Source organism: uncultured Treponema sp. (assembly GCF_946187725.1).
Lineage (GTDB): Bacteria > Spirochaetota > Spirochaetia > Treponematales > Treponemataceae > Treponema_D.
This window is the reverse complement of sequence record NZ_CAMHSK010000005.1, coordinates 85,513-101,503: the sequence shown is the minus strand read 5'-3', so window position 1 is coordinate 101,503 and position 15,991 is coordinate 85,513. Positions and strand designations below refer to the sequence as shown.

Annotated in this window: 23 protein-coding genes; 20 read left to right on the top strand and 3 right to left on the bottom strand. The window is 38.7% G+C overall.

Annotated elements, in window-relative coordinates:
• Nucleotides 1-45 precede the first annotated feature (45 nt).
• The 14 genes from Q0Q74_RS03650 (at nucleotide 46) to Q0Q74_RS03585 (ending at nucleotide 8,258) form a co-directional block, all read left to right on the top strand.
• On the top strand, nucleotides 46-690 hold the full coding sequence (locus tag Q0Q74_RS03650) for a YoaK family protein (RefSeq protein ID WP_294428627.1): 645 nt from the start codon (nucleotides 46-48) through the stop codon (nucleotides 688-690).
• Nucleotide 691: 1 nt separating this feature from the next.
• Nucleotides 692-1,615, top strand: coding sequence for a hypothetical protein (locus Q0Q74_RS03645; protein ID WP_294428626.1), 924 nt, complete (start codon nucleotides 692-694; stop codon nucleotides 1,613-1,615).
• Nucleotides 1,616-1,618: 3 nt separating this feature from the next.
• Nucleotides 1,619-2,296 carry a dihydrofolate reductase family protein gene (locus Q0Q74_RS03640; protein WP_294428625.1) on the top strand — a complete coding sequence of 226 codons (678 nt, stop codon included), beginning with the start codon at nucleotides 1,619-1,621 and terminating at the stop codon, nucleotides 2,294-2,296.
• Complete coding sequence (locus tag Q0Q74_RS03635) at nucleotides 2,293-2,796, top strand: GNAT family N-acetyltransferase (RefSeq protein ID WP_294428624.1); 504 nt, start codon at nucleotides 2,293-2,295, stop codon at nucleotides 2,794-2,796. The genes Q0Q74_RS03640 and Q0Q74_RS03635 overlap by 4 nt, the downstream gene beginning before the upstream one ends.
• A gap of 68 nt (nucleotides 2,797-2,864) precedes the next feature.
• Entirely contained in the window at nucleotides 2,865-3,365 is a 501-nt protein-coding gene (locus Q0Q74_RS03630; RefSeq protein ID WP_294428623.1) for a flavodoxin, read from the top strand.
• Complete coding sequence (locus tag Q0Q74_RS03625) at nucleotides 3,362-4,006, top strand: CatB-related O-acetyltransferase (RefSeq protein ID WP_294428621.1); 645 nt, start codon at nucleotides 3,362-3,364, stop codon at nucleotides 4,004-4,006. Before Q0Q74_RS03630 ends, Q0Q74_RS03625 begins: the two co-directional genes overlap by 4 nt.
• A gap of 39 nt (nucleotides 4,007-4,045) precedes the next feature.
• Nucleotides 4,046-4,516 carry a GNAT family N-acetyltransferase gene (locus tag Q0Q74_RS03620; RefSeq protein ID WP_294428597.1) on the top strand — a complete coding sequence of 157 codons (471 nt, stop codon included), beginning with the start codon at nucleotides 4,046-4,048 and terminating at the stop codon, nucleotides 4,514-4,516.
• Nucleotides 4,517-4,761: 245 nt separating this feature from the next.
• Entirely contained in the window at nucleotides 4,762-4,899 is a 138-nt protein-coding gene (locus Q0Q74_RS03615) for a hypothetical protein (protein ID WP_294428595.1), read from the top strand.
• A gap of 514 nt (nucleotides 4,900-5,413) precedes the next feature.
• Nucleotides 5,414-5,941, top strand: coding sequence for a hypothetical protein (locus tag Q0Q74_RS03610; RefSeq protein WP_294428593.1), 528 nt, complete (start codon nucleotides 5,414-5,416; stop codon nucleotides 5,939-5,941).
• A gap of 11 nt (nucleotides 5,942-5,952) precedes the next feature.
• Complete coding sequence (locus Q0Q74_RS03605; protein ID WP_294428592.1) at nucleotides 5,953-6,102, top strand: hypothetical protein; 150 nt, start codon at nucleotides 5,953-5,955, stop codon at nucleotides 6,100-6,102.
• A 252-nt stretch (nucleotides 6,103-6,354) separates the two neighbouring features.
• Nucleotides 6,355-7,251, top strand: a complete 897-nt coding sequence (locus Q0Q74_RS03600; RefSeq protein WP_294428589.1) for a GNAT family N-acetyltransferase — start codon at nucleotides 6,355-6,357, stop codon at nucleotides 7,249-7,251.
• Entirely contained in the window at nucleotides 7,242-7,523 is a 282-nt protein-coding gene (locus Q0Q74_RS03595; RefSeq protein WP_294428586.1) for a hypothetical protein, read from the top strand. The genes Q0Q74_RS03600 and Q0Q74_RS03595 overlap by 10 nt, the downstream gene beginning before the upstream one ends.
• 16 nt (nucleotides 7,524-7,539) lie before the next feature.
• Nucleotides 7,540-7,896: an arsenate reductase family protein gene (locus Q0Q74_RS03590; RefSeq protein WP_294428585.1), complete on the top strand. Its 357-nt coding sequence runs from the start codon at nucleotides 7,540-7,542 to the stop codon at nucleotides 7,894-7,896.
• A 2-nt stretch (nucleotides 7,897-7,898) separates the two neighbouring features.
• Nucleotides 7,899-8,258 (top strand): ArsC family transcriptional regulator, encoded by a 360-nt coding sequence (locus Q0Q74_RS03585; RefSeq protein WP_294428583.1) that lies wholly within the window; start codon nucleotides 7,899-7,901, stop codon nucleotides 8,256-8,258.
• A 15-nt stretch (nucleotides 8,259-8,273) separates the two neighbouring features.
• Here Q0Q74_RS03585 and Q0Q74_RS03580 read toward each other — a convergent pair whose 3' ends face one another.
• Nucleotides 8,274-8,798: a DNA-deoxyinosine glycosylase gene (locus tag Q0Q74_RS03580; RefSeq protein WP_294428581.1), complete on the bottom strand. Its 525-nt coding sequence runs from the start codon at nucleotides 8,796-8,798 to the stop codon at nucleotides 8,274-8,276.
• A gap of 183 nt (nucleotides 8,799-8,981) precedes the next feature.
• Here Q0Q74_RS03580 and Q0Q74_RS03575 point away from each other — a divergent pair, with 183 nt between their 5' ends.
• The 3 genes from Q0Q74_RS03575 (at nucleotide 8,982) to Q0Q74_RS03565 (ending at nucleotide 12,698) form a co-directional block, all read left to right on the top strand.
• Complete coding sequence (locus tag Q0Q74_RS03575) at nucleotides 8,982-9,221, top strand: hypothetical protein (protein WP_294428579.1); 240 nt, start codon at nucleotides 8,982-8,984, stop codon at nucleotides 9,219-9,221.
• Nucleotides 9,218-9,646 carry a PIN domain-containing protein gene (locus Q0Q74_RS03570; protein WP_294428578.1) on the top strand — a complete coding sequence of 143 codons (429 nt, stop codon included), beginning with the start codon at nucleotides 9,218-9,220 and terminating at the stop codon, nucleotides 9,644-9,646. The genes Q0Q74_RS03575 and Q0Q74_RS03570 overlap by 4 nt, the downstream gene beginning before the upstream one ends.
• Nucleotides 9,647-10,097: 451 nt before the next feature.
• Nucleotides 10,098-12,698 (top strand): DEAD/DEAH box helicase family protein, encoded by a 2,601-nt coding sequence (locus Q0Q74_RS03565; protein ID WP_294428576.1) that lies wholly within the window; start codon nucleotides 10,098-10,100, stop codon nucleotides 12,696-12,698.
• Here the strand turns inward: Q0Q74_RS03565 and Q0Q74_RS03560 are convergent.
• A complete protein-coding gene (locus Q0Q74_RS03560; protein WP_294428575.1) occupies nucleotides 12,675-12,989 on the bottom strand; it encodes a helix-turn-helix transcriptional regulator in 315 nt (104 codons plus the stop codon). The genes Q0Q74_RS03565 and Q0Q74_RS03560 overlap by 24 nt on opposite strands.
• Nucleotides 12,990-13,091: 102 nt before the next feature.
• On the opposite strand from Q0Q74_RS03560, the gene Q0Q74_RS03555 reads away from it, so the two are divergent.
• Together Q0Q74_RS03555 and Q0Q74_RS03550 are read left to right on the top strand one after the other, a co-directional pair.
• Nucleotides 13,092-13,286: a hypothetical protein gene (locus Q0Q74_RS03555; RefSeq protein ID WP_294428573.1), complete on the top strand. Its 195-nt coding sequence runs from the start codon at nucleotides 13,092-13,094 to the stop codon at nucleotides 13,284-13,286.
• 15 nt (nucleotides 13,287-13,301) lie between these two features.
• On the top strand, nucleotides 13,302-14,429 hold the full coding sequence (locus Q0Q74_RS03550; RefSeq protein ID WP_294428571.1) for a radical SAM protein: 1,128 nt from the start codon (nucleotides 13,302-13,304) through the stop codon (nucleotides 14,427-14,429).
• Between the two features lie 121 nt (nucleotides 14,430-14,550).
• Here Q0Q74_RS03550 and Q0Q74_RS03545 read toward each other — a convergent pair whose 3' ends face one another.
• Nucleotides 14,551-15,102: a DUF6155 family protein gene (locus Q0Q74_RS03545; RefSeq protein ID WP_294428569.1), complete on the bottom strand. Its 552-nt coding sequence runs from the start codon at nucleotides 15,100-15,102 to the stop codon at nucleotides 14,551-14,553.
• A 72-nt stretch (nucleotides 15,103-15,174) separates the two neighbouring features.
• Here Q0Q74_RS03545 and Q0Q74_RS03540 point away from each other — a divergent pair, with 72 nt between their 5' ends.
• Nucleotides 15,175-15,783 carry an RQC-minor-1 family DNA-binding protein gene (locus Q0Q74_RS03540; RefSeq protein WP_294428567.1) on the top strand — a complete coding sequence of 203 codons (609 nt, stop codon included), beginning with the start codon at nucleotides 15,175-15,177 and terminating at the stop codon, nucleotides 15,781-15,783.
• Nucleotides 15,784-15,991 lie beyond the last annotated feature (208 nt).

Here is a 15,991-nt window from a genome sequence, read left to right as displayed (position 1 = left end):
TCAAAACTAGTTAAATTCCAAATAATTTTATGTTACACTCTCCGCATGAATCTAAATCGTGAGGCTCAAATACATTATACGGTCGCGTTTATAGGTGGATTTTTGGGGATTTTTCCGATTGTGAACGCTGCTCATTTTTTTGGTTCAGCACAGACTGTGAATTTGATTGATATAATTATTGGTTTTCTTAAATGCGAAGGATATTCTGTTCTATTCCATGCGATTGGAGTTTTTTTGTATGCCTTTGCAATTTTTCTTGTGACTTTTATTCCCAAACATACGAAGGCGAATGTAAAAATTCTTGCAATGATTGTTGATATTACTGCAGCTGTTGTGATGTGGCTTTTTCCGATTCCAAAAAAACTTCCTCTTACGGTTTATCTTTATCCCACTTTTTTTGCAATGTCCTTTCAATGGTGTGCTTTTAAAGGAGCTTATGGTTTTACAAGTTCTACGATTTTTTCTTCAAATAATTTTAGGCAATTTATTTCTTCGCTTACGGAAATTTTTTTCAACGGGGATAAGTCTTTTTCGCTTAAAGCAAAATTCTTCGGAATCACGCTCCTTTCGTTCCATTTTGGAGTTACATTAAGCTGGATTCTTTGGCATTTTTTGGGTAATGCAGGATTTTTGTTCGTGATTATTCCGTGTGCGGGCGTTACCCTGGCATTAGTCAATTTTGGAGAATAAAATGAAATCAACTCTGTTTGGTCGATTATCTATGTTCCTTGTCGTTCTTGTCATGGTCTTTCTGGCGGAATTCACTGGTGAAAAGGAAATCATTTTTCCTGAGGTTGCGGCACTTTCAGTAGGGTGTTTTCTTACGCCATTTCTTGTTTGGAAAACTTCTTATTTTAGGATGATTCTGGTCATTTCACTTTGTGCATTGCTCGGTGTTCTTATCGTGATTTTTGTGCCGTTGTCGTTATGGTGGCAGTTCGTGATTGCATTCGTGATTGGGCAGATTGTTCTTTATTTTTCACGCACGAGTTTTGCACCGTTGATTTCTGCGATTGCCCTTCCAGTTTTGATTCAGACGCGGAGTTTTGTTTATGTAATTGCTGCAATCGGACTCACTGTTTTAGTTTGTTCTTTGAGTCTTTTGCTCGAAAAAATGCACTTGAAAGAAGAAAATCATTATGAGCCTGTGATTTCTAATATTCGTTATGTCCTTTCGGTCAATGCGTTCCGAGTCATTTCTGTGGCTTTGATTTCATTTTTCTGCATTCGATTTGATTGGCGGTTTTGTGTGGCTCCACCTCTTTTGGTTGCGTTCACCGAGCTTACGAACAAGAATAGCGGGGCTGCAAAAAGGCCTTTTTCGGTGGTGACTTTGGTTTCGCTTTGTGCGCTTTGTGGTGCTGTGTGCAGGATTTCGTTTTCATCGATTCCGTATTTTCCTCTTACGATGGTGGCTTTTGTGGCTTGTATATGCGTTCAGATTTTCGTTAAAATTTTTGCACTCCCCTTTCCGCCTGCCGCTGCTATGAGTGTTCTCGCTCTTTTGATTCCAGAAAGTGCGGTTATGTTTTACCCTGTGCAAGTTGCGGCTGGAATTTTTGTGCTTACGATTTTTGCTCTTGGTTGGCGAAAGATTATGAACTTTGAGGGATAAAAAATGAAAAGACCGGTTACAACTTTATTCATGCTGATGAGCGTTGATGGAAAAATCAGCACGGGTGCGACTGACAATCTTGATGTGGACAAGGATTTTCCGAAAATCGACGGTGTTAAAGAGGGCTTGAACCAATACTACGAAATTGAGCAAACGACGGATTTGTGGAGTTTCAATACAGGCAGAGTGCAGGAGAAAATGGGCGTAAATGAAAAGCCGTTGCCTTCAAAAACTCCTGTATCTTTTGTTCTTTTGGATAATACGCATTTGAACGAAAACGGTGTGAAGTATTTTTGTGCCAAATCAAAAGAATTCGTGCTTCTGACATCGAATAAAAATCACTGTGCATTTAATGTAAAAGAAGAGAATCTTCATATTTTTTACAAAGAAAATTTTTCTTTAGAAGAAGCGTTGGAGTATTTGTATTCGCTTGGCTGCGAGCGGCTTACTGTGCAGTCGGGCGGTACGGTCAATTCTTTGTTTTTGAGGAAAAAACTCTTTGATTTTGTAGATATTATCGTTGCTCCTGTTTTAATCGGCGGAAAAGACACGGTGACGCTGATTGACGGAAAATCTTTGACGAGTGAGACAGAACTTTCTGGTCTTGGCGTGCTGAAATTGATTGACTGCAAGGTGCTGAAAGATTCGTATTTAAGACTTAGATATGAGGTTGTAAAATGAACTTTAGACTTGCAACGGAAGCGGATTTGAGCGAGATTTGTTCTCTTGTGAAAGCGGCGATTTCAGAAATGGAGCGGAACGAGATTTTTCAGTGGGATGAGATTTATCCGACAGCTGATGATTTTTTGAACGACATAAAATCAAACTCGCTTTTTGCAGGTGAAGTTTGTGAAGGTGGGAAAAAGCGGATTGCCGTGATTTATGCAGTGAACAAAGAAAGTGATGATGAGTACAAAAAAGCTGTCTGGAGCGTTGATGGTGATTATCGCGTAATTCATCGTCTTTGCGTTCATCCTGATTTTCAAAATCGGGGAATTGCAAAAGAAACTCTGATTCATATAGAGAAAAATCTTGCTAAAATCGGGGTTCGGAGCATCCGACTTGATGTGTTCAGCAAAAATCCGTTCTCGTTAAAACTGTATGAGCATGCGGGTTATTTCAAAACAGGCGAAGCAAACTGGCGAAAGGGTCTGTTTTATCTGATGGAAAAAGGAATTTAAAAGGCGCTGATTGATTTTGGTGAAATATTTTCAAAATAGAGATTATAATAATTTTATGGGAGATAAAAATGGCAGACACAATAATCATTTATTATTCGCTTGAAGGAAATGTTGATTTTTTAGCAAAGGAACTTTCTAAGGAACTTTCTAAGGAACTTGGTGCGGATTTGTGCCGTTTGGAGACCGTGAAGGAATATCCCAAAAAAGGACTCGCGAAGTTTTTCCACGGCGGAAAGGATGTCGTTTATGGCATTAAGCCGGAGCTTAAAACAGCCCTTCCTGATTTGTCAAAATATTCCAGTGTGATTCTGGGCACTCCTGTTTGGGCGGCTAAACCTGTTCCACCGATGAATACATTTTTTGATTCGGCAGATTTTTCTGGAAAGAATGTGAGTATTTTTGCTTCAAGTGGTGGAGGAAACTCAAAAAAATGTCTTTCAATCATGCGTGAAACTGTAACCGAAAAAGGCGGAAATCTAGTTGCGGAAGAAGATTTTTGTAATCCATTGAAAAAGCAGGAAGAATCTTTAACAAAGTTAAAGGCATTCGCAGAAAGAATAAAAAAATGAAAAACGATAAGCAGCCAGATCCGATGACAATTCATCCGATTGCAAATTACGACAAAGAAATCTATGTGAAGCCGACGATTAAAAATCCGCAGATTATCGTGGGCGATTTTACTTACATTGCGGACAGCGATTTTGAAAGCCATGTTACGCATTTGTACGAGTGGAACGGCGACAAGCTCATAATCGGCAAATTCTGCCAGATTGCAGCGGGCGTGGAATTCGTGATGAATGGTGCAAATCACCAGATGAACGCAGTTACGACTTTCCCCTTTTTCACGCTTGAGGGCTGGAATGCGAATCCACCTATTCCGAACGACATGCCACTAAAAGGCGACACTGTAATCGGGAATGATGTATGGATTGGTCAGAATGCAGTGATTTTGCCAGGCGTGCATATTGGCGATGGTGCGATTATCGGAGCAAATGCTGTTGTTGGAAGCGATATTGAGCCGTATTCTGTTGTGGTCGGAAATCCTGCCCGGAAAATCCGCAAACGGTTTGATGATGAGCTGATAGAGTTGCTCGAACTCTTCAAATGGTGGGATAAATCGATTGAAGAAATTGATTCGATGATTCCGATTTTGACGAGCAGTGATTTGGAAATTGTGAAAGAAGAATTGAAAAAGCGGCTTGGCATGTAAAATCGCGACAGACTGGAACTGCTGGAAAAGGGGTGAAAAATGAATGTCTCAATCAGAATTGTGACAATCGAGGATTATGATAAAATTTATGAACTTTGGTGCAGTACGGAGCAAAGTAAGAGAGCGCTGAATCCTGTTGATGACAGCCGTGAGGGCATTGAGAAGTATTTAAAAAGAAATCCGACAACCTGTTTTCTGGCTGAGGTAAAAGACGAAAGCGGAGATGCGCCGGAGCTTGCGGGGGTAATTCTTACAGGACATGATGGCAGGCGTGCGCTGATTCATCATATGTGTGTTCATCCTTCTTACAGGCGGGAAGGAATAGCGACTCTTCTTGTAAAAAAGGCAGAAGAGGCTTTGCGCAAAGAAGGGATAAATAAAATAATTGGTTTTGTTTTTAAGGATAATGATGCTGCAAATTCTTTCTGGGAAAATCAGGGGTATACTTTAAGAACAAATTTAAATTACAGAAATAAAAGCTTGAATGATGAAGTTCCTCAGGGAGAGTGAGGTTGATAATTGAAACTGAACGACTTTTTCTTCGACAAACTTTACTTTAGCATATAATTTTTAAGAGTTTATTTTAGGCATTTTGAAATGTCTTCTGCTGCTACAGGCATACATGACTGCTCGCTGATATAGCTAACAAGAGATCGAAATGTAATTCCAGAACGGGTAGCAACTTCTTTATTTGACAATCCTGAAAAAGAAATTATTTCTTTTTGGTAATAATCTAGAGTGTTCAGGAGGTATTTATGAGTGATGAATTTGATTGCGAAGAAAATGAGGAATGGGATGATCCGAGTTTTGGTGCATGTTGTATGGATTATGAAGATGAGCCGGAAAAGTGCTGTCATTGTGCAGATGATGAGTGTCCAATGAACAGAAGTTAGAAAGAAGTAATCACATGACAGTACTTAAATGATTTTTGGAGAACCTGCTTGGAAACTTGATTTCTGAGCAGGTTGTGAATTTTTGTCGTGTAATAGGCAAAATTCAATAAGCAGGCTAATCCCGACCGAGTGCGAAGCAGGCAAGGAACTGTCAGAAACGAAAACATTTTACACAAACTTGTATTTTTTTTGAATTAGTGTAAAATCTTTTATATGGTTCAGATAAAAAGAGAAATATACCTCTCTCAGATACGAAAATATTACGAGCTTGATTTAATCAAAGTCCTAACAGGTGTAGGATTTTATTTATGACTACATCAAATGGGGTGGACTTCCGCAGCGTTTTGAGTTTTCAGAAGAAAAAGATATAAAATCTTATATCGAAAGTGTTTTCAAGGGCATCGTAGAAAAGGATATTTACAAGCGCGATTCTGAAATTGAAAAATATAAATTCAATACGATTTCTGGATATATCCTTTCAAATGCCGGGAAAGAGTTTTCCGCACAGAATATTGTGAACTTCTATAATAATACTAACGAAGCAAACAAAAAAAATTTTGAAAAAAAAACAATTTACAATTATCTTGAAAAACTCGAAAAGGCATATCTTATTTCCAGAGTAAAGCGATTTAATATTGTTGGAGAAGAAATCTTAAAGACGATAGAAAAACAGTATGCAATCGATTCGGGATTCAGGACAATCAATACGAATCTTGTAAATTATGAAGATACTTTTTTTTTGGAAAATATAATTTACAATGAGTTAATTTTGCGAGGTTATTCGGTTTATACGGGAAAAACATACAAAGGTGAAATTGATTTTGTTGCGATTGACGGAAATAAAAAATGCTTTATTCAGGTTTCTTATCTTATGCCGACTGAAGAAATAATCCGAAGAGAATTCGAAGCTTTCAAACCTATAAAAGATGCTTCACCAAAGTATGTTCTTTCGCTTGATAAGATGGATCTTTCACACGACGGGATAATTCATTTGAATATTGAAGATTTTCTTTTGCATAAAAAAGATTTGCTTTTGTCTTAGGGCAGGAAAATATGATATTAGAAACAGAACGACTTTTTCTTCGTGAGATGACGCTGGAAGATGTTGATACTAAAAGCGTTTACAAAGACGGTTATGGGAAAAGTGGTGGAAGACGAAGTGCTTTATATGAAGGATTTGTAGTTTTACGAGAAGGAAGCTAAATGAAAAATAATATTACCATAGAAGAAGAACGAATCAGAGCAGAAGATTATATTGATTTTCTTAAGCGGACGAATTTAGGTTCACAATATCCAAAAGAAAGATTTTATGAACGAAAATGCGATTCCTTTTTACGAAAGCCTTGGAATGAAAAATTCTGATGATGTGATGCAGTATAATCATATTGATTGGACGGAATGGACTGTTGAATAATATAATTGGGAATGCAAAATGCAGATAACTGGAGGAAAAAAATGAACGATTTTATTGCATATTGCGGACTTGATTGTGAAACTTGTGAGGCACGGCTTGCGACTGTGAATAATGATGATGGACTTCGTGGAAAAGTTGCAAGGAAATGGTCGGAACTGAACGGTGTTAAAATCACTCCAGAAATGATAAACTGCACTGGCTGCAGGATTGACGGAGTAAAAACGCCTTACTGTGAATCGCTTTGCCCGATACGACAATGTGCTTTGAGCAAGAAAATCGAAAACTGCGGAAAATGCGGGAAGATGGAATCTTGCGAGAAAATCGGGGCGATTATCAAGAATAATCCTTCCGTGCTGGAGAATTTTATGACCAATGTTTATGAATCAGTTCCGGGTTTTGAAAATGAAAAATATCTTCTGCGGTTTGTGAAAGAAGAGGACGCGGCGGATTTGCTCAAAGTTTACAGCGACAAAAATGCACTTCCTTTTTTTAACAGCGACAACTGTCATGGCGACAATTTTTATTATCCGACGATTGAAAGGATGAATCAGGCTGTGGATTTCTGGCTCAAATCATATAAGAGCAAATGGTTTGTGCGGTGGGCGGTGATTGATAAGGCGAGCGCGGAAGTTGTCGGCACGATAGAACTTTTTCACCGAGAGGCAGACGATTATTTTAATCATTGTGCGGTTTTGCGGCTTGATTTGCGGAGTGATTATGAAAATCACGATGTAATTGAAGAGATTGCAGGCCTTATTGAAAAGGACTCTTATGAGCTTTTTGGCACGGAGCGGCTTATTACGAAAGTCCCTGTCTATGCGGTCGAGCGTATGGCAGCTTTTGAGGCGCGCGGATTCGTGAAGTCTGAGGAATTTTTGATTGGCAGCATGGACGGGTATGCTTATAAGGATTATTGGGAGAAGAGAAAATGTCGGTAAATCCAACAGAATTGCTTAAAAATGCGTATGGTGGAACTTTTGAAGAAAATGTAAAAACGGTTTTAAATAAGCATTTTAATTCTGAAATTGCTGAAAATCTTTGGAATCAGACCTGTGAAAAATATTCGGAATTTCTTCAGAATCATAATATTCCAGAAGATGATGAAGACGCGGTTTTTACAGCCGCGATAAAACCTTGTTCGCAGGAGACGATTGCTGTAATTTCTCAATGCGATATATCGGGAAGTAAATCACTAGCAAACGACATGTGAAGAGATAGGAGGAACTATGACAAAAATCTACTGTTACGACCGATGCACGACCTGCAAAAAAGCGTTGGCCTGGTGCGATTCAAATGGCGTGAAATATGAGAAAATTGACATCAAAGGTGACCATCCTGACGAAGCAACTTTGCGTGAACTTCACAAAAAAAGCGGACTTCCGCTCAAAAAGTTCTTCAACACAAGCGGAATGTTGTATCGTGAGCAGAATCTTTCGCAAAAATTGCCCGGCATGAGCGAGGACGAACAGTTCAAACTTCTTGCAAGTGACGGAATGCTGGTAAAAAGGCCTTTGCTTGTGACAGATAATGCTGTTTGCACTGGCTTCAAAGAATCAGAATGGAAGGAAGTACTGGGAGTATAATCATGATTCAGATTTTTGGAACTAACAAATCTTTTGATACGAAGAGCGCGCAGAGATTTTTCAAGGAACGGCGGATTGCATTTCAGTTCGTTGATCTCAAAGAAAAAGAAATGAGCGAAGGTGAATTTGATTCGGTTGTGAGCGCAGTTGCACGGACGGAAGGCAGTCGTGCACAAGCGATTGAGGCAATGATTGACAAGAAATCAAAAGACTATGCCTCGATTGCATACCTTGACGACAGCGAAAAGGAAGAAAAACTCTTTGAGAATCAGGCAAAACTTTTGAAACAGCCAATTTGCCGAAACGGTAAGACTGATGCCACCGTGGGAATGGCGCAGAAAGTCTGGGAAAATTGGAAGTAAATTCCGAAGCTCTGCTTATTTTTCAAAATCTCTCACAATTTTATATTCCTCAATCAATTTTTCCATCGTGAATCGTGCGTTTGCCGGGCTTGTGCTCGGAAGGCATGTGCAAGTTAGTCCGAATTGTTTTTCATAAGATGTGCAGTGCTTTTTCCAAAGGGCAGCGGCCGTTTTCCCGGTAAAAAAGACACGGCAGATTTTTGAATTTGAAAAAATCTTCGTAAAATCGTTCGGAATCTCTTGTTTTATTGAAGAATCAGAGGCTCCTTCAATCTGACAGCGGGCGAGATTGTGCCGTAAAATAAAATCTTTTCGTTCGGCAATGGCGGATGTTGTATCGGGTGAGTTGTTCGGGAGTGAAAGTGTTGCCCCAAAAATAGCCGGGAGAACTTGCCAGAATCGGTTTTGCGGATGCATGTAATAAAATCCAATTTCTCTGCTTGCTGGTGAAGGCATCGTACCCAAAAGAAGCACAGTGCTTTCTGGCGACCAGACTGGCTCAAGCGGATGTTTGACGACTGTGTAGGAAGATGATTTCATTGGGGAGATTATAGCACGAAAATAAGGACGCAAGAAGAAAATTATGCGAAATAGTTTTTCGCTTGATGTGTGGGAAAAGTTCAGAAAATAAAACTCTATTATTATGTCAATAAGTTACTAACTTAATGCGAAATTCCCTAAATCGTGGTATGATATAATCAGATTTGAGAAAGGGGGTGCGATATGATAGCTGTAAACGGATATATCGATGATAACACGCTTGTTGCAATTGATGACAGTTTGCGTAATTTCAATGGAAGTGAAATTTTAATCCGACTTGTGGATAAACCCAAGAATAAAACTTCAGCAGGAAGTGAGCGACAGAAAGCCCTGCAAGCAATACAAGGTGTTTTAAAAACATGCCGTCCGACGAGTATTGCAGAAATCCGGGAAGAGCGTTTAAAGGAGCGGTACGGATTATGATTGTGTTTTTAGATACAAATCTCGTTCTTGATGTTATGCTTGCGAATCCTGATTTTTATGATGAATCGAATGCAGTCCTTTCTTATTGTGACAAGGGATATGATTTTTACATTTCAGCGGCTTCTTGCACAGATATTTTTTATATTGCAAAACGCACTTTACATGATATGGAAGCAACGAAAGCGGTAATGAGGAATCTTCTGACGACTGTTTCAATTGCTGGGGTTGATGAAGTTTGTATTCGCAATGCGCTAGAATCTGATTGGAGCGATTTTGAAGATTCTGTTCAGCATGAAGTTGCACAACAAATAAAAGCGGACATTATTATCACGAGAAATCAACAGGATTACAAACATTCTGTGGTACGGATTATGTCTCCTGCCGAGTTCTTAGCCCTCGTAGAGCAAAATAAAATAATAAATTGAAAAATGCGAATAAAACAATCTGCGTTTTGATAGACATTGATATCTTGTGCTATAATAAACCGTGCCCCTAAAAGAGTATCTTGCATCCCTTTCAAAAGAAGATTTGATTTCACTTCTCATGCAACTTGCTGATAACCAAAGAGAGGTGAAAGATTTCCTACTTCAAAAAATGTCAAAAATCCAACAACAAAAAAAAGTTCGTGAATCTGCCTTGCAAGAGCAATCTGTAGTGTTGGACAATCAAAGACTCGTTTCCCGAAAAAGTACACCCCAAGAAAAAATTAACCTGTATAAATCACTTTTTGTCGGTCGGCAAGATGTTTTTGCGTTTCGCTGGTATAATACAAAATCAGGGAGAAGTGGATATTCACCAGTCTGTGCAAATAAATGGGTTGTAGGAAAATGCGACTTAAAGAAATATTCCTGTGCGACTTGCCCTTATAAATCGCCAGTGAAATTGGATGATAGTTACATTTTTAATCATCTTGCAGGGCGTGACGAGTTTTGTCGTGATGTAATAGGAGTTTATCCTTTGATGGATGGAAATGTCTGTCGCTTTTTAGCGATGGATTTTGATGCGCATGCTCCGAAGGAGCAAACGTCAATAGTTTCCACTCATGCAAACGACGCGAAAACGGCGTATGCGCATACGAATGAAGGCAATTTTTGGAAAGACGACATTCTCGCCGTTCATAAAACTTGTACTGATTTTGGAGTATCAAGCTATATCGAAATTTCTCGTTCTGGGAATGGCGGGCATTTGTGGATTTTCTTTTCGGAAAATGTTTCTGCCAGTATTGCTCGAAATCTTGGAAGTGGAATTATTAAGGCATCCATGCAGAATAGGCACTCGATTTCTTTTGCGACTTTTGACCGAATGTTTCCGAATCAGGATGAAGTTCCGAAAGGCGGATACGGAAATCTGATTGCGCTTCCACTACAGGGGCGAGCTGTGAAACAAGGGTATTCTGTTTTTGTTGATGAGAATTTTATGCCCTATGATGACCAGTGGGAGTTTTTAACTAGAATCCAGAAAGTAGACGAAAGAACTGTCAGAAAAATTATTACAGAAATCGAAAATCAGATTCCAAACTTCGTAGAGAAAGATGGGAGCGAAAATGAAAAGATAAGCAAATCAATTTCAAAAGCGGATGTAAAAGACCTTCTCGCAAAAGAAGATTTCCCGCAAAAAATCAAAATCAAGCTTACAAACTATGTTGAAATTGAAAAATCAGGAATTTCCGAAAAGACTTTAGGTGTTTTTAGAAGAACTGCCGTTTTTCTAAATCCAGAATACTTCAAAAATCTGAGAATGCACCTTCCGTTGTACAACATACCACGGTTTATCGACTGCTCAAAAGAGAACGAAAAATCTCTGCTTCTTCCTCGTGGAAATCTGAATCAAGTACTTGAAAAAATTGAAAATGCAAATGCTGAATATGAAATCACGGACAATCGAGAAACAGGCACGAAAATAAATGCTACATTTTTCGAAAAACTTTATGATGAGCAGCGCGAAGCCCTGAATGCAATGTTCAAATCAGAAACAGGAATTCTTTCTGCGGGAACAGGCTTTGGAAAAACTGTTGTTGCTATGGCTTTGATTGCGGAGCGAAAAACGAATACGCTGATTCTTGTTCAGTCTCATGCCCTTCTTGAACAATGGAAAAAATCGGTGAAGAAATTTCTGAATATTGATACTGGAACAATTGCCGCCGGAAAAGATAAATCTACAGGAATAATCGATGTTGCCATTGTAAATTCACTGACAGAAAAAAAATCTGACGAAGTGAAACCTCGTACCCAAAAATACGGAATGTTGATTGTGGACGAGTGCCATCATGTTTCTGCATTCACGACGGAAAATCTTGTTGCGAGTTTTAGGGTGAAGTATGTTTACGGACTGACGGCGACACCAATTCGCCGAGACGGACATCAGAAAATCATTTTCTATCAGTGCGGGCAGATTTTGTATTCAACGACCGCAAAGCAGATGAATCAAAGTCAGAATTTTGCTCATTATCTAGTTCCGAGGTTTTCGAGTTTTCATTATGTGCAGATAAACAGTGACAGTGAAAATCCTAAGATAAACGAATATTATGAAAAACTTGTTTCAAATGAAGCAAGAAACAATCTGATTATCGAGGATGTGAAAAATGCGGTTTTGGAAAGCAGAACACCTCTGATTCTCTCAGACAGAATAGAGCATTTGAAAACGCTTAAGGAACGGCTAGTTGATTGTGCGAAAAATGTGATTCTGATAACAGGTCGCGGAACTCAAAAGCAAAAGAAAGAACAACTTGAAAAATTGAATTCGGTTCAGACTGATGAAAGTTTGATAATTCTTTCAACAGGAAAATACGCAGGAGAAGGTTTTGACTTTCCAAAAATCGATACGCTCATGCTCGTAATGCCATTTTCTTGGAAAGGAACTCTTGCCCAATATTGCGGTCGGCTTCACAGAAATTTTAAAGGAAAAGATGATGTTAGGATTTACGACTATGTTGATTTTAGGATATCTATTTTTGACAGAATGTATCAGAACCGCTTAAAAGGCTACAAGCAACTGGGTTATACGATAAAATCTGAAACTTGTAGCGAAAATATAAAAGAAAATGATGTTGTTTCAAAATTATTTTCTATGCAAGATTATCGTCCTATTTTTGAAAAAGACATTGTGGGGACGAAAAACAGAATCATTATAACTGCACCATATCTATCAATATCTGAAACTCAAACTTTTACACTACTTGCATCAAAACTTCTTACCAATGGAGTTGGAATTCAGATTTTTGTACGAAAGCCGGATGATGAATGGAAATTCAAAAAACTACAAACATGCTTAAATCTTCTCGAAAACGCAGGTATTACAGTTATACAGAAAGAAAATGTCTCCCAAAAAATTGCAATCATTGATGAAAAAGTTTTGTGGTATGGAAATATCAACTTTTTGGGCTATAGTGAGACGGAAGAATGTGCCATGCGAATTGTGAACCCGGCGATTGTCTCGGAAATTGAGGGGGAGATTTTACAAAGTAAAATTTTCCCTTAGTGAGCGAATCAGCTCTTTTTCTAAAGTTTGTAAAACATTATTCTTTATCATTTCTATTTTCTTTTCGTTGTCTGAATCTGGTTCTGTTTTCTGAAAGAGAACTTGCGGTTCAACGCCAAGAGCGATTGCGATTTTCTCAATCGTGGATAATTTCGGTACATTCTTATAGATTTCCATAAGACCAATATAGCTTGTTGCGGTGTTGCAGGCTTCAGCTAGTTGTTCCTGTGTAATGCCTTTTTCTTTGCGAATTCTCTTTATGTTATCAATAACAGTTTTTTCTAAGCTCATTTTTCCTTATATCAATTTAGATATAATCGTATATAATTTTTATTGACAGTTTTGATATATGAATATATGATTTTAGTTATAAACTTTTAGAAGGAGACATCAATGACTACAGTTTTGGATAATTTGATAATGGAAAAATTAACTACAATACAAGAAACATTAACAGATTTCACTATCAAATATGAGTTTTCAGATGAACACGATTCATGCTGGGGCTGTACAGGAAGTTGTGAAGGAGGTTGTGACGGAGGTTGTTCAGGAGATTGTTCTAGCGGTTGTTTTGATTCATCTCGATAAAATAGATTGTATTATATGAGTAGAAAATATAGATTCTCACCAACAATTTGTATTACCCATAATTGTAATTTGAATTGCATTTATTGCTATCAGAAGCATGATTGTACTGCTAGAATGACATTCGACACCGCAAAAAAAGTCATAGACTGGATTTTCCAGAATGTTCCAAGTAACATGAAAGAAGTTGAAATCGGTCTAATTGGTGGAGAACCTCTTTTAGAATTCAAACTCATTAAACAGATGTTTGAATACGCAAGACAGTTGAACCCATCTTATCCGTATTTATTTTATGCAACAACGAATGGAACTCTTTTGACAGAGGAAATGAAAGTTTGGTTCGCCCAAAACAAAAGACATTTCTGGCTTGGATTGAGTTTGGACGGCGATATGGACACGCACAACCACAACCGCTCGAATTCTTTTAATAAAATCGATATTGATTTTTTCAGAAACAACTGGAAAGAGCAAAGCATAAAAATGACTCTCTCCGATTATTCTCTGAAACATTTGGCACACAATATAAAATTTGTTCATTCGCTAGGATTTCTGATAGGTGGAGTCAACGAATTCGAAGGCGATTTCAATTGGGACAAGGACGAATACATAAAAGATCTTGCCGCTCAACTAAAAGAACTCTCTACTTTCTATGTCGAAAATGATACTCTGGAACTCGACCAAATGCTCAACCTCAACCTTCATTATTGCGAGAGAAAACCATTCGAGAGAAAGAAATGGTGCGGAATTGGCGATGGTGCGATATTTTTTGACGTGGACGGTCAGAAATATCCGTGTCCGTTCATAACTCCTATGACATTTTCACGAGAGCAAATTTCTAAGCTGCAGGAAATAGACTATAAAAATATTGACAACTTCATAGACGAAGATTGTTACAACAACTGCTATATCTACCCGATTTGCAGGACTTGTGCGGGAGCGTGCTATATGACCAACGGCACTTTCAAGAAGCGCGTCAAGTCAAAGTGTAGGACGCAGAAACTCATCGCACTCTTTGCGGCGGACATACAGGCGAAAAGAATCGTAAAGAACCCGGAAAGCCAAGACAAAAAGACATTGCGACCGACGATTGACGCAATAAAGAAAATCAGGGAAACATATCTCGATGATTTCAAGGAATTTCTATAACTACCTCTCTTATTCTCATGAAACTAAAAGATTTTTTCGAAAAAATATACGGATAAAGACATTGGAACAGTAAAAATGGAAAACAAAGTCCTCTTAAACTCCAATTATCGTTAAATTTGTCTTATCTCCGTATCCTGTCCAGCGTATCCGAAAGTTCATCGTATAATCCCCATCCAACATCGTAAGTCTGCTCCCAAAGGTTTTCCAAACTCTGGAAATATTTCTCGTACATATCGTCATAACTTCCAATGATTATAGCTGCATCATAGAAATAGCGTTCGAGGGCATTGTAAAAAGACTCGTCAATGTCACCGAAAGTGTTGGTGAATTCTATAAGATTTTTTGCACAGTGAAGATTGAGTTGGGCTATCAGTTTTTCATCATTGCAGACATTCTTGAAGTCTTTTACGATAGCTTTTATGCCCGAAATGGAAAAATTGTATGGGATTCCACTCTTTGTGTTCGGAAAGCAGAGTTTGTCGATTTTTGATTGTGCTTCGGCCAGAAGTTTTTCGCCATATTGTGGATTGAAGTTTATGTTCACGGCTTGCTTCACACTTGGGGAATATTTGTACAAATTTGCAAGAAAATAGATTATTTCTTCTTTTGATTTTTCAGTCAGCATTTTTTTGAGTTGTGCGATGGTCAGGTCTTTTGCAGTTGTCTTTCCCATGTATCAAATTGTATCTAAAATCCTTTGTCGATGCTATAATTTTTCCAGAAACTCATCAGCAGGAGTCTCAAAATGTCCCGAAACCAAAAGCGATTTCCCTACTCTCTCGACAGCGGGAAAATCCGAAAACTCTCAGATGAAGAATTGCGTATGATTCTCCGTGCAGCTGACGAAATTATTGCGACTGGCGGTCGGTCGATGCTCACCAAGATTCTGAAAGGTTCTAAGGACAAGAAAATCTTGGAATATCAGCTGGACAAAAGCCCTGCGTATGGTGCGTTTTCCGAACTTTCGGCGGAGGAAGTCTCGAACCGTGTGGACTGGGCGATTGAGCACGACTACCTCGCTATTGAATATTCGAAGAAACTTCCGCTTATTGTGTTCACTCCCGCTGGCTGGGAAATCGAAAAAGAAACTTACACTAACGAGCTTTTTGAGAACTTCCGTGAGATTATGTGCGAGATTTCGGACTTGGAGAGGCGAAAGGCTTTCATCGAGATTCTGAAAACCCGGAATCGTCAGGTCATTTTGCTTCTTCTGGATAAAATTGCGGAGAACGGCAGCGAAAGTTTTATTCCGCTTCTTGAAGAATGGAAAATCGTTGAGGTAAAGAAAGTTTCTGGCAAAATCGGTGGGGTGATAAACCGGATTCGGGGGAAGAACGAGCAAGAACAAGAGTAAATATTTGGGCGTTCAAATAACAAAGAAAACGATGGGCGTTACCCTACAGTCGCTTCGCTCTTTTCGGGTCGGCTGTTCCGCACTTCCGCTGTCGCTTCATTCCTACGCTCTCTTTGTTCGCTTCGGAACTACGGTGCTCCATAGCCTAACGCTGAGTTTTCTTCACACCTCTTGGAATATCAGTCACTGGCGTAATTTTTTAACAACA

What these genes read in the sequence shown, in the direction of transcription:
- Q0Q74_RS03650 (WP_294428627.1), top strand. Translation starts at nt 46, where the DNA reads ATGAATCTAAATCGTGAGGCTCAAATACATTATACGGTCGCGTTTATA.
- Q0Q74_RS03645 (WP_294428626.1), top strand. Translation starts at nt 692, where the DNA reads ATGAAATCAACTCTGTTTGGTCGATTATCTATGTTCCTTGTCGTTCTT.
- Q0Q74_RS03640 (WP_294428625.1), top strand. Translation starts at nt 1,619, where the DNA reads ATGAAAAGACCGGTTACAACTTTATTCATGCTGATGAGCGTTGATGGA.
- Q0Q74_RS03635 (WP_294428624.1), top strand. Translation starts at nt 2,293, where the DNA reads ATGAACTTTAGACTTGCAACGGAAGCGGATTTGAGCGAGATTTGTTCT.
- Q0Q74_RS03630 (WP_294428623.1), top strand. Translation starts at nt 2,865, where the DNA reads ATGGCAGACACAATAATCATTTATTATTCGCTTGAAGGAAATGTTGAT.
- Q0Q74_RS03625 (WP_294428621.1), top strand. Translation starts at nt 3,362, where the DNA reads ATGAAAAACGATAAGCAGCCAGATCCGATGACAATTCATCCGATTGCA.
- Q0Q74_RS03620 (WP_294428597.1), top strand. Translation starts at nt 4,046, where the DNA reads ATGAATGTCTCAATCAGAATTGTGACAATCGAGGATTATGATAAAATT.
- Q0Q74_RS03615 (WP_294428595.1), top strand. Translation starts at nt 4,762, where the DNA reads ATGAGTGATGAATTTGATTGCGAAGAAAATGAGGAATGGGATGATCCG.
- Q0Q74_RS03605 (WP_294428592.1), top strand. Translation starts at nt 5,953, where the DNA reads ATGATATTAGAAACAGAACGACTTTTTCTTCGTGAGATGACGCTGGAA.
- Q0Q74_RS03600 (WP_294428589.1), top strand. Translation starts at nt 6,355, where the DNA reads ATGAACGATTTTATTGCATATTGCGGACTTGATTGTGAAACTTGTGAG.
- Q0Q74_RS03595 (WP_294428586.1), top strand. Translation starts at nt 7,242, where the DNA reads ATGTCGGTAAATCCAACAGAATTGCTTAAAAATGCGTATGGTGGAACT.
- Q0Q74_RS03590 (WP_294428585.1), top strand. Translation starts at nt 7,540, where the DNA reads ATGACAAAAATCTACTGTTACGACCGATGCACGACCTGCAAAAAAGCG.
- Q0Q74_RS03585 (WP_294428583.1), top strand. Translation starts at nt 7,899, where the DNA reads ATGATTCAGATTTTTGGAACTAACAAATCTTTTGATACGAAGAGCGCG.
- Q0Q74_RS03580 (WP_294428581.1), bottom strand. Translation starts at nt 8,798, where the DNA reads ATGAAATCATCTTCCTACACAGTCGTCAAACATCCGCTTGAGCCAGTC.
- Q0Q74_RS03575 (WP_294428579.1), top strand. Translation starts at nt 8,982, where the DNA reads ATGATAGCTGTAAACGGATATATCGATGATAACACGCTTGTTGCAATT.
- Q0Q74_RS03570 (WP_294428578.1), top strand. Translation starts at nt 9,218, where the DNA reads ATGATTGTGTTTTTAGATACAAATCTCGTTCTTGATGTTATGCTTGCG.
- Q0Q74_RS03560 (WP_294428575.1), bottom strand. Translation starts at nt 12,989, where the DNA reads ATGAGCTTAGAAAAAACTGTTATTGATAACATAAAGAGAATTCGCAAA.
- Q0Q74_RS03555 (WP_294428573.1), top strand. Translation starts at nt 13,092, where the DNA reads ATGACTACAGTTTTGGATAATTTGATAATGGAAAAATTAACTACAATA.
- Q0Q74_RS03550 (WP_294428571.1), top strand. Translation starts at nt 13,302, where the DNA reads ATGAGTAGAAAATATAGATTCTCACCAACAATTTGTATTACCCATAAT.
- Q0Q74_RS03545 (WP_294428569.1), bottom strand. Translation starts at nt 15,102, where the DNA reads ATGGGAAAGACAACTGCAAAAGACCTGACCATCGCACAACTCAAAAAA.
- Q0Q74_RS03540 (WP_294428567.1), top strand. Translation starts at nt 15,175, where the DNA reads ATGTCCCGAAACCAAAAGCGATTTCCCTACTCTCTCGACAGCGGGAAA.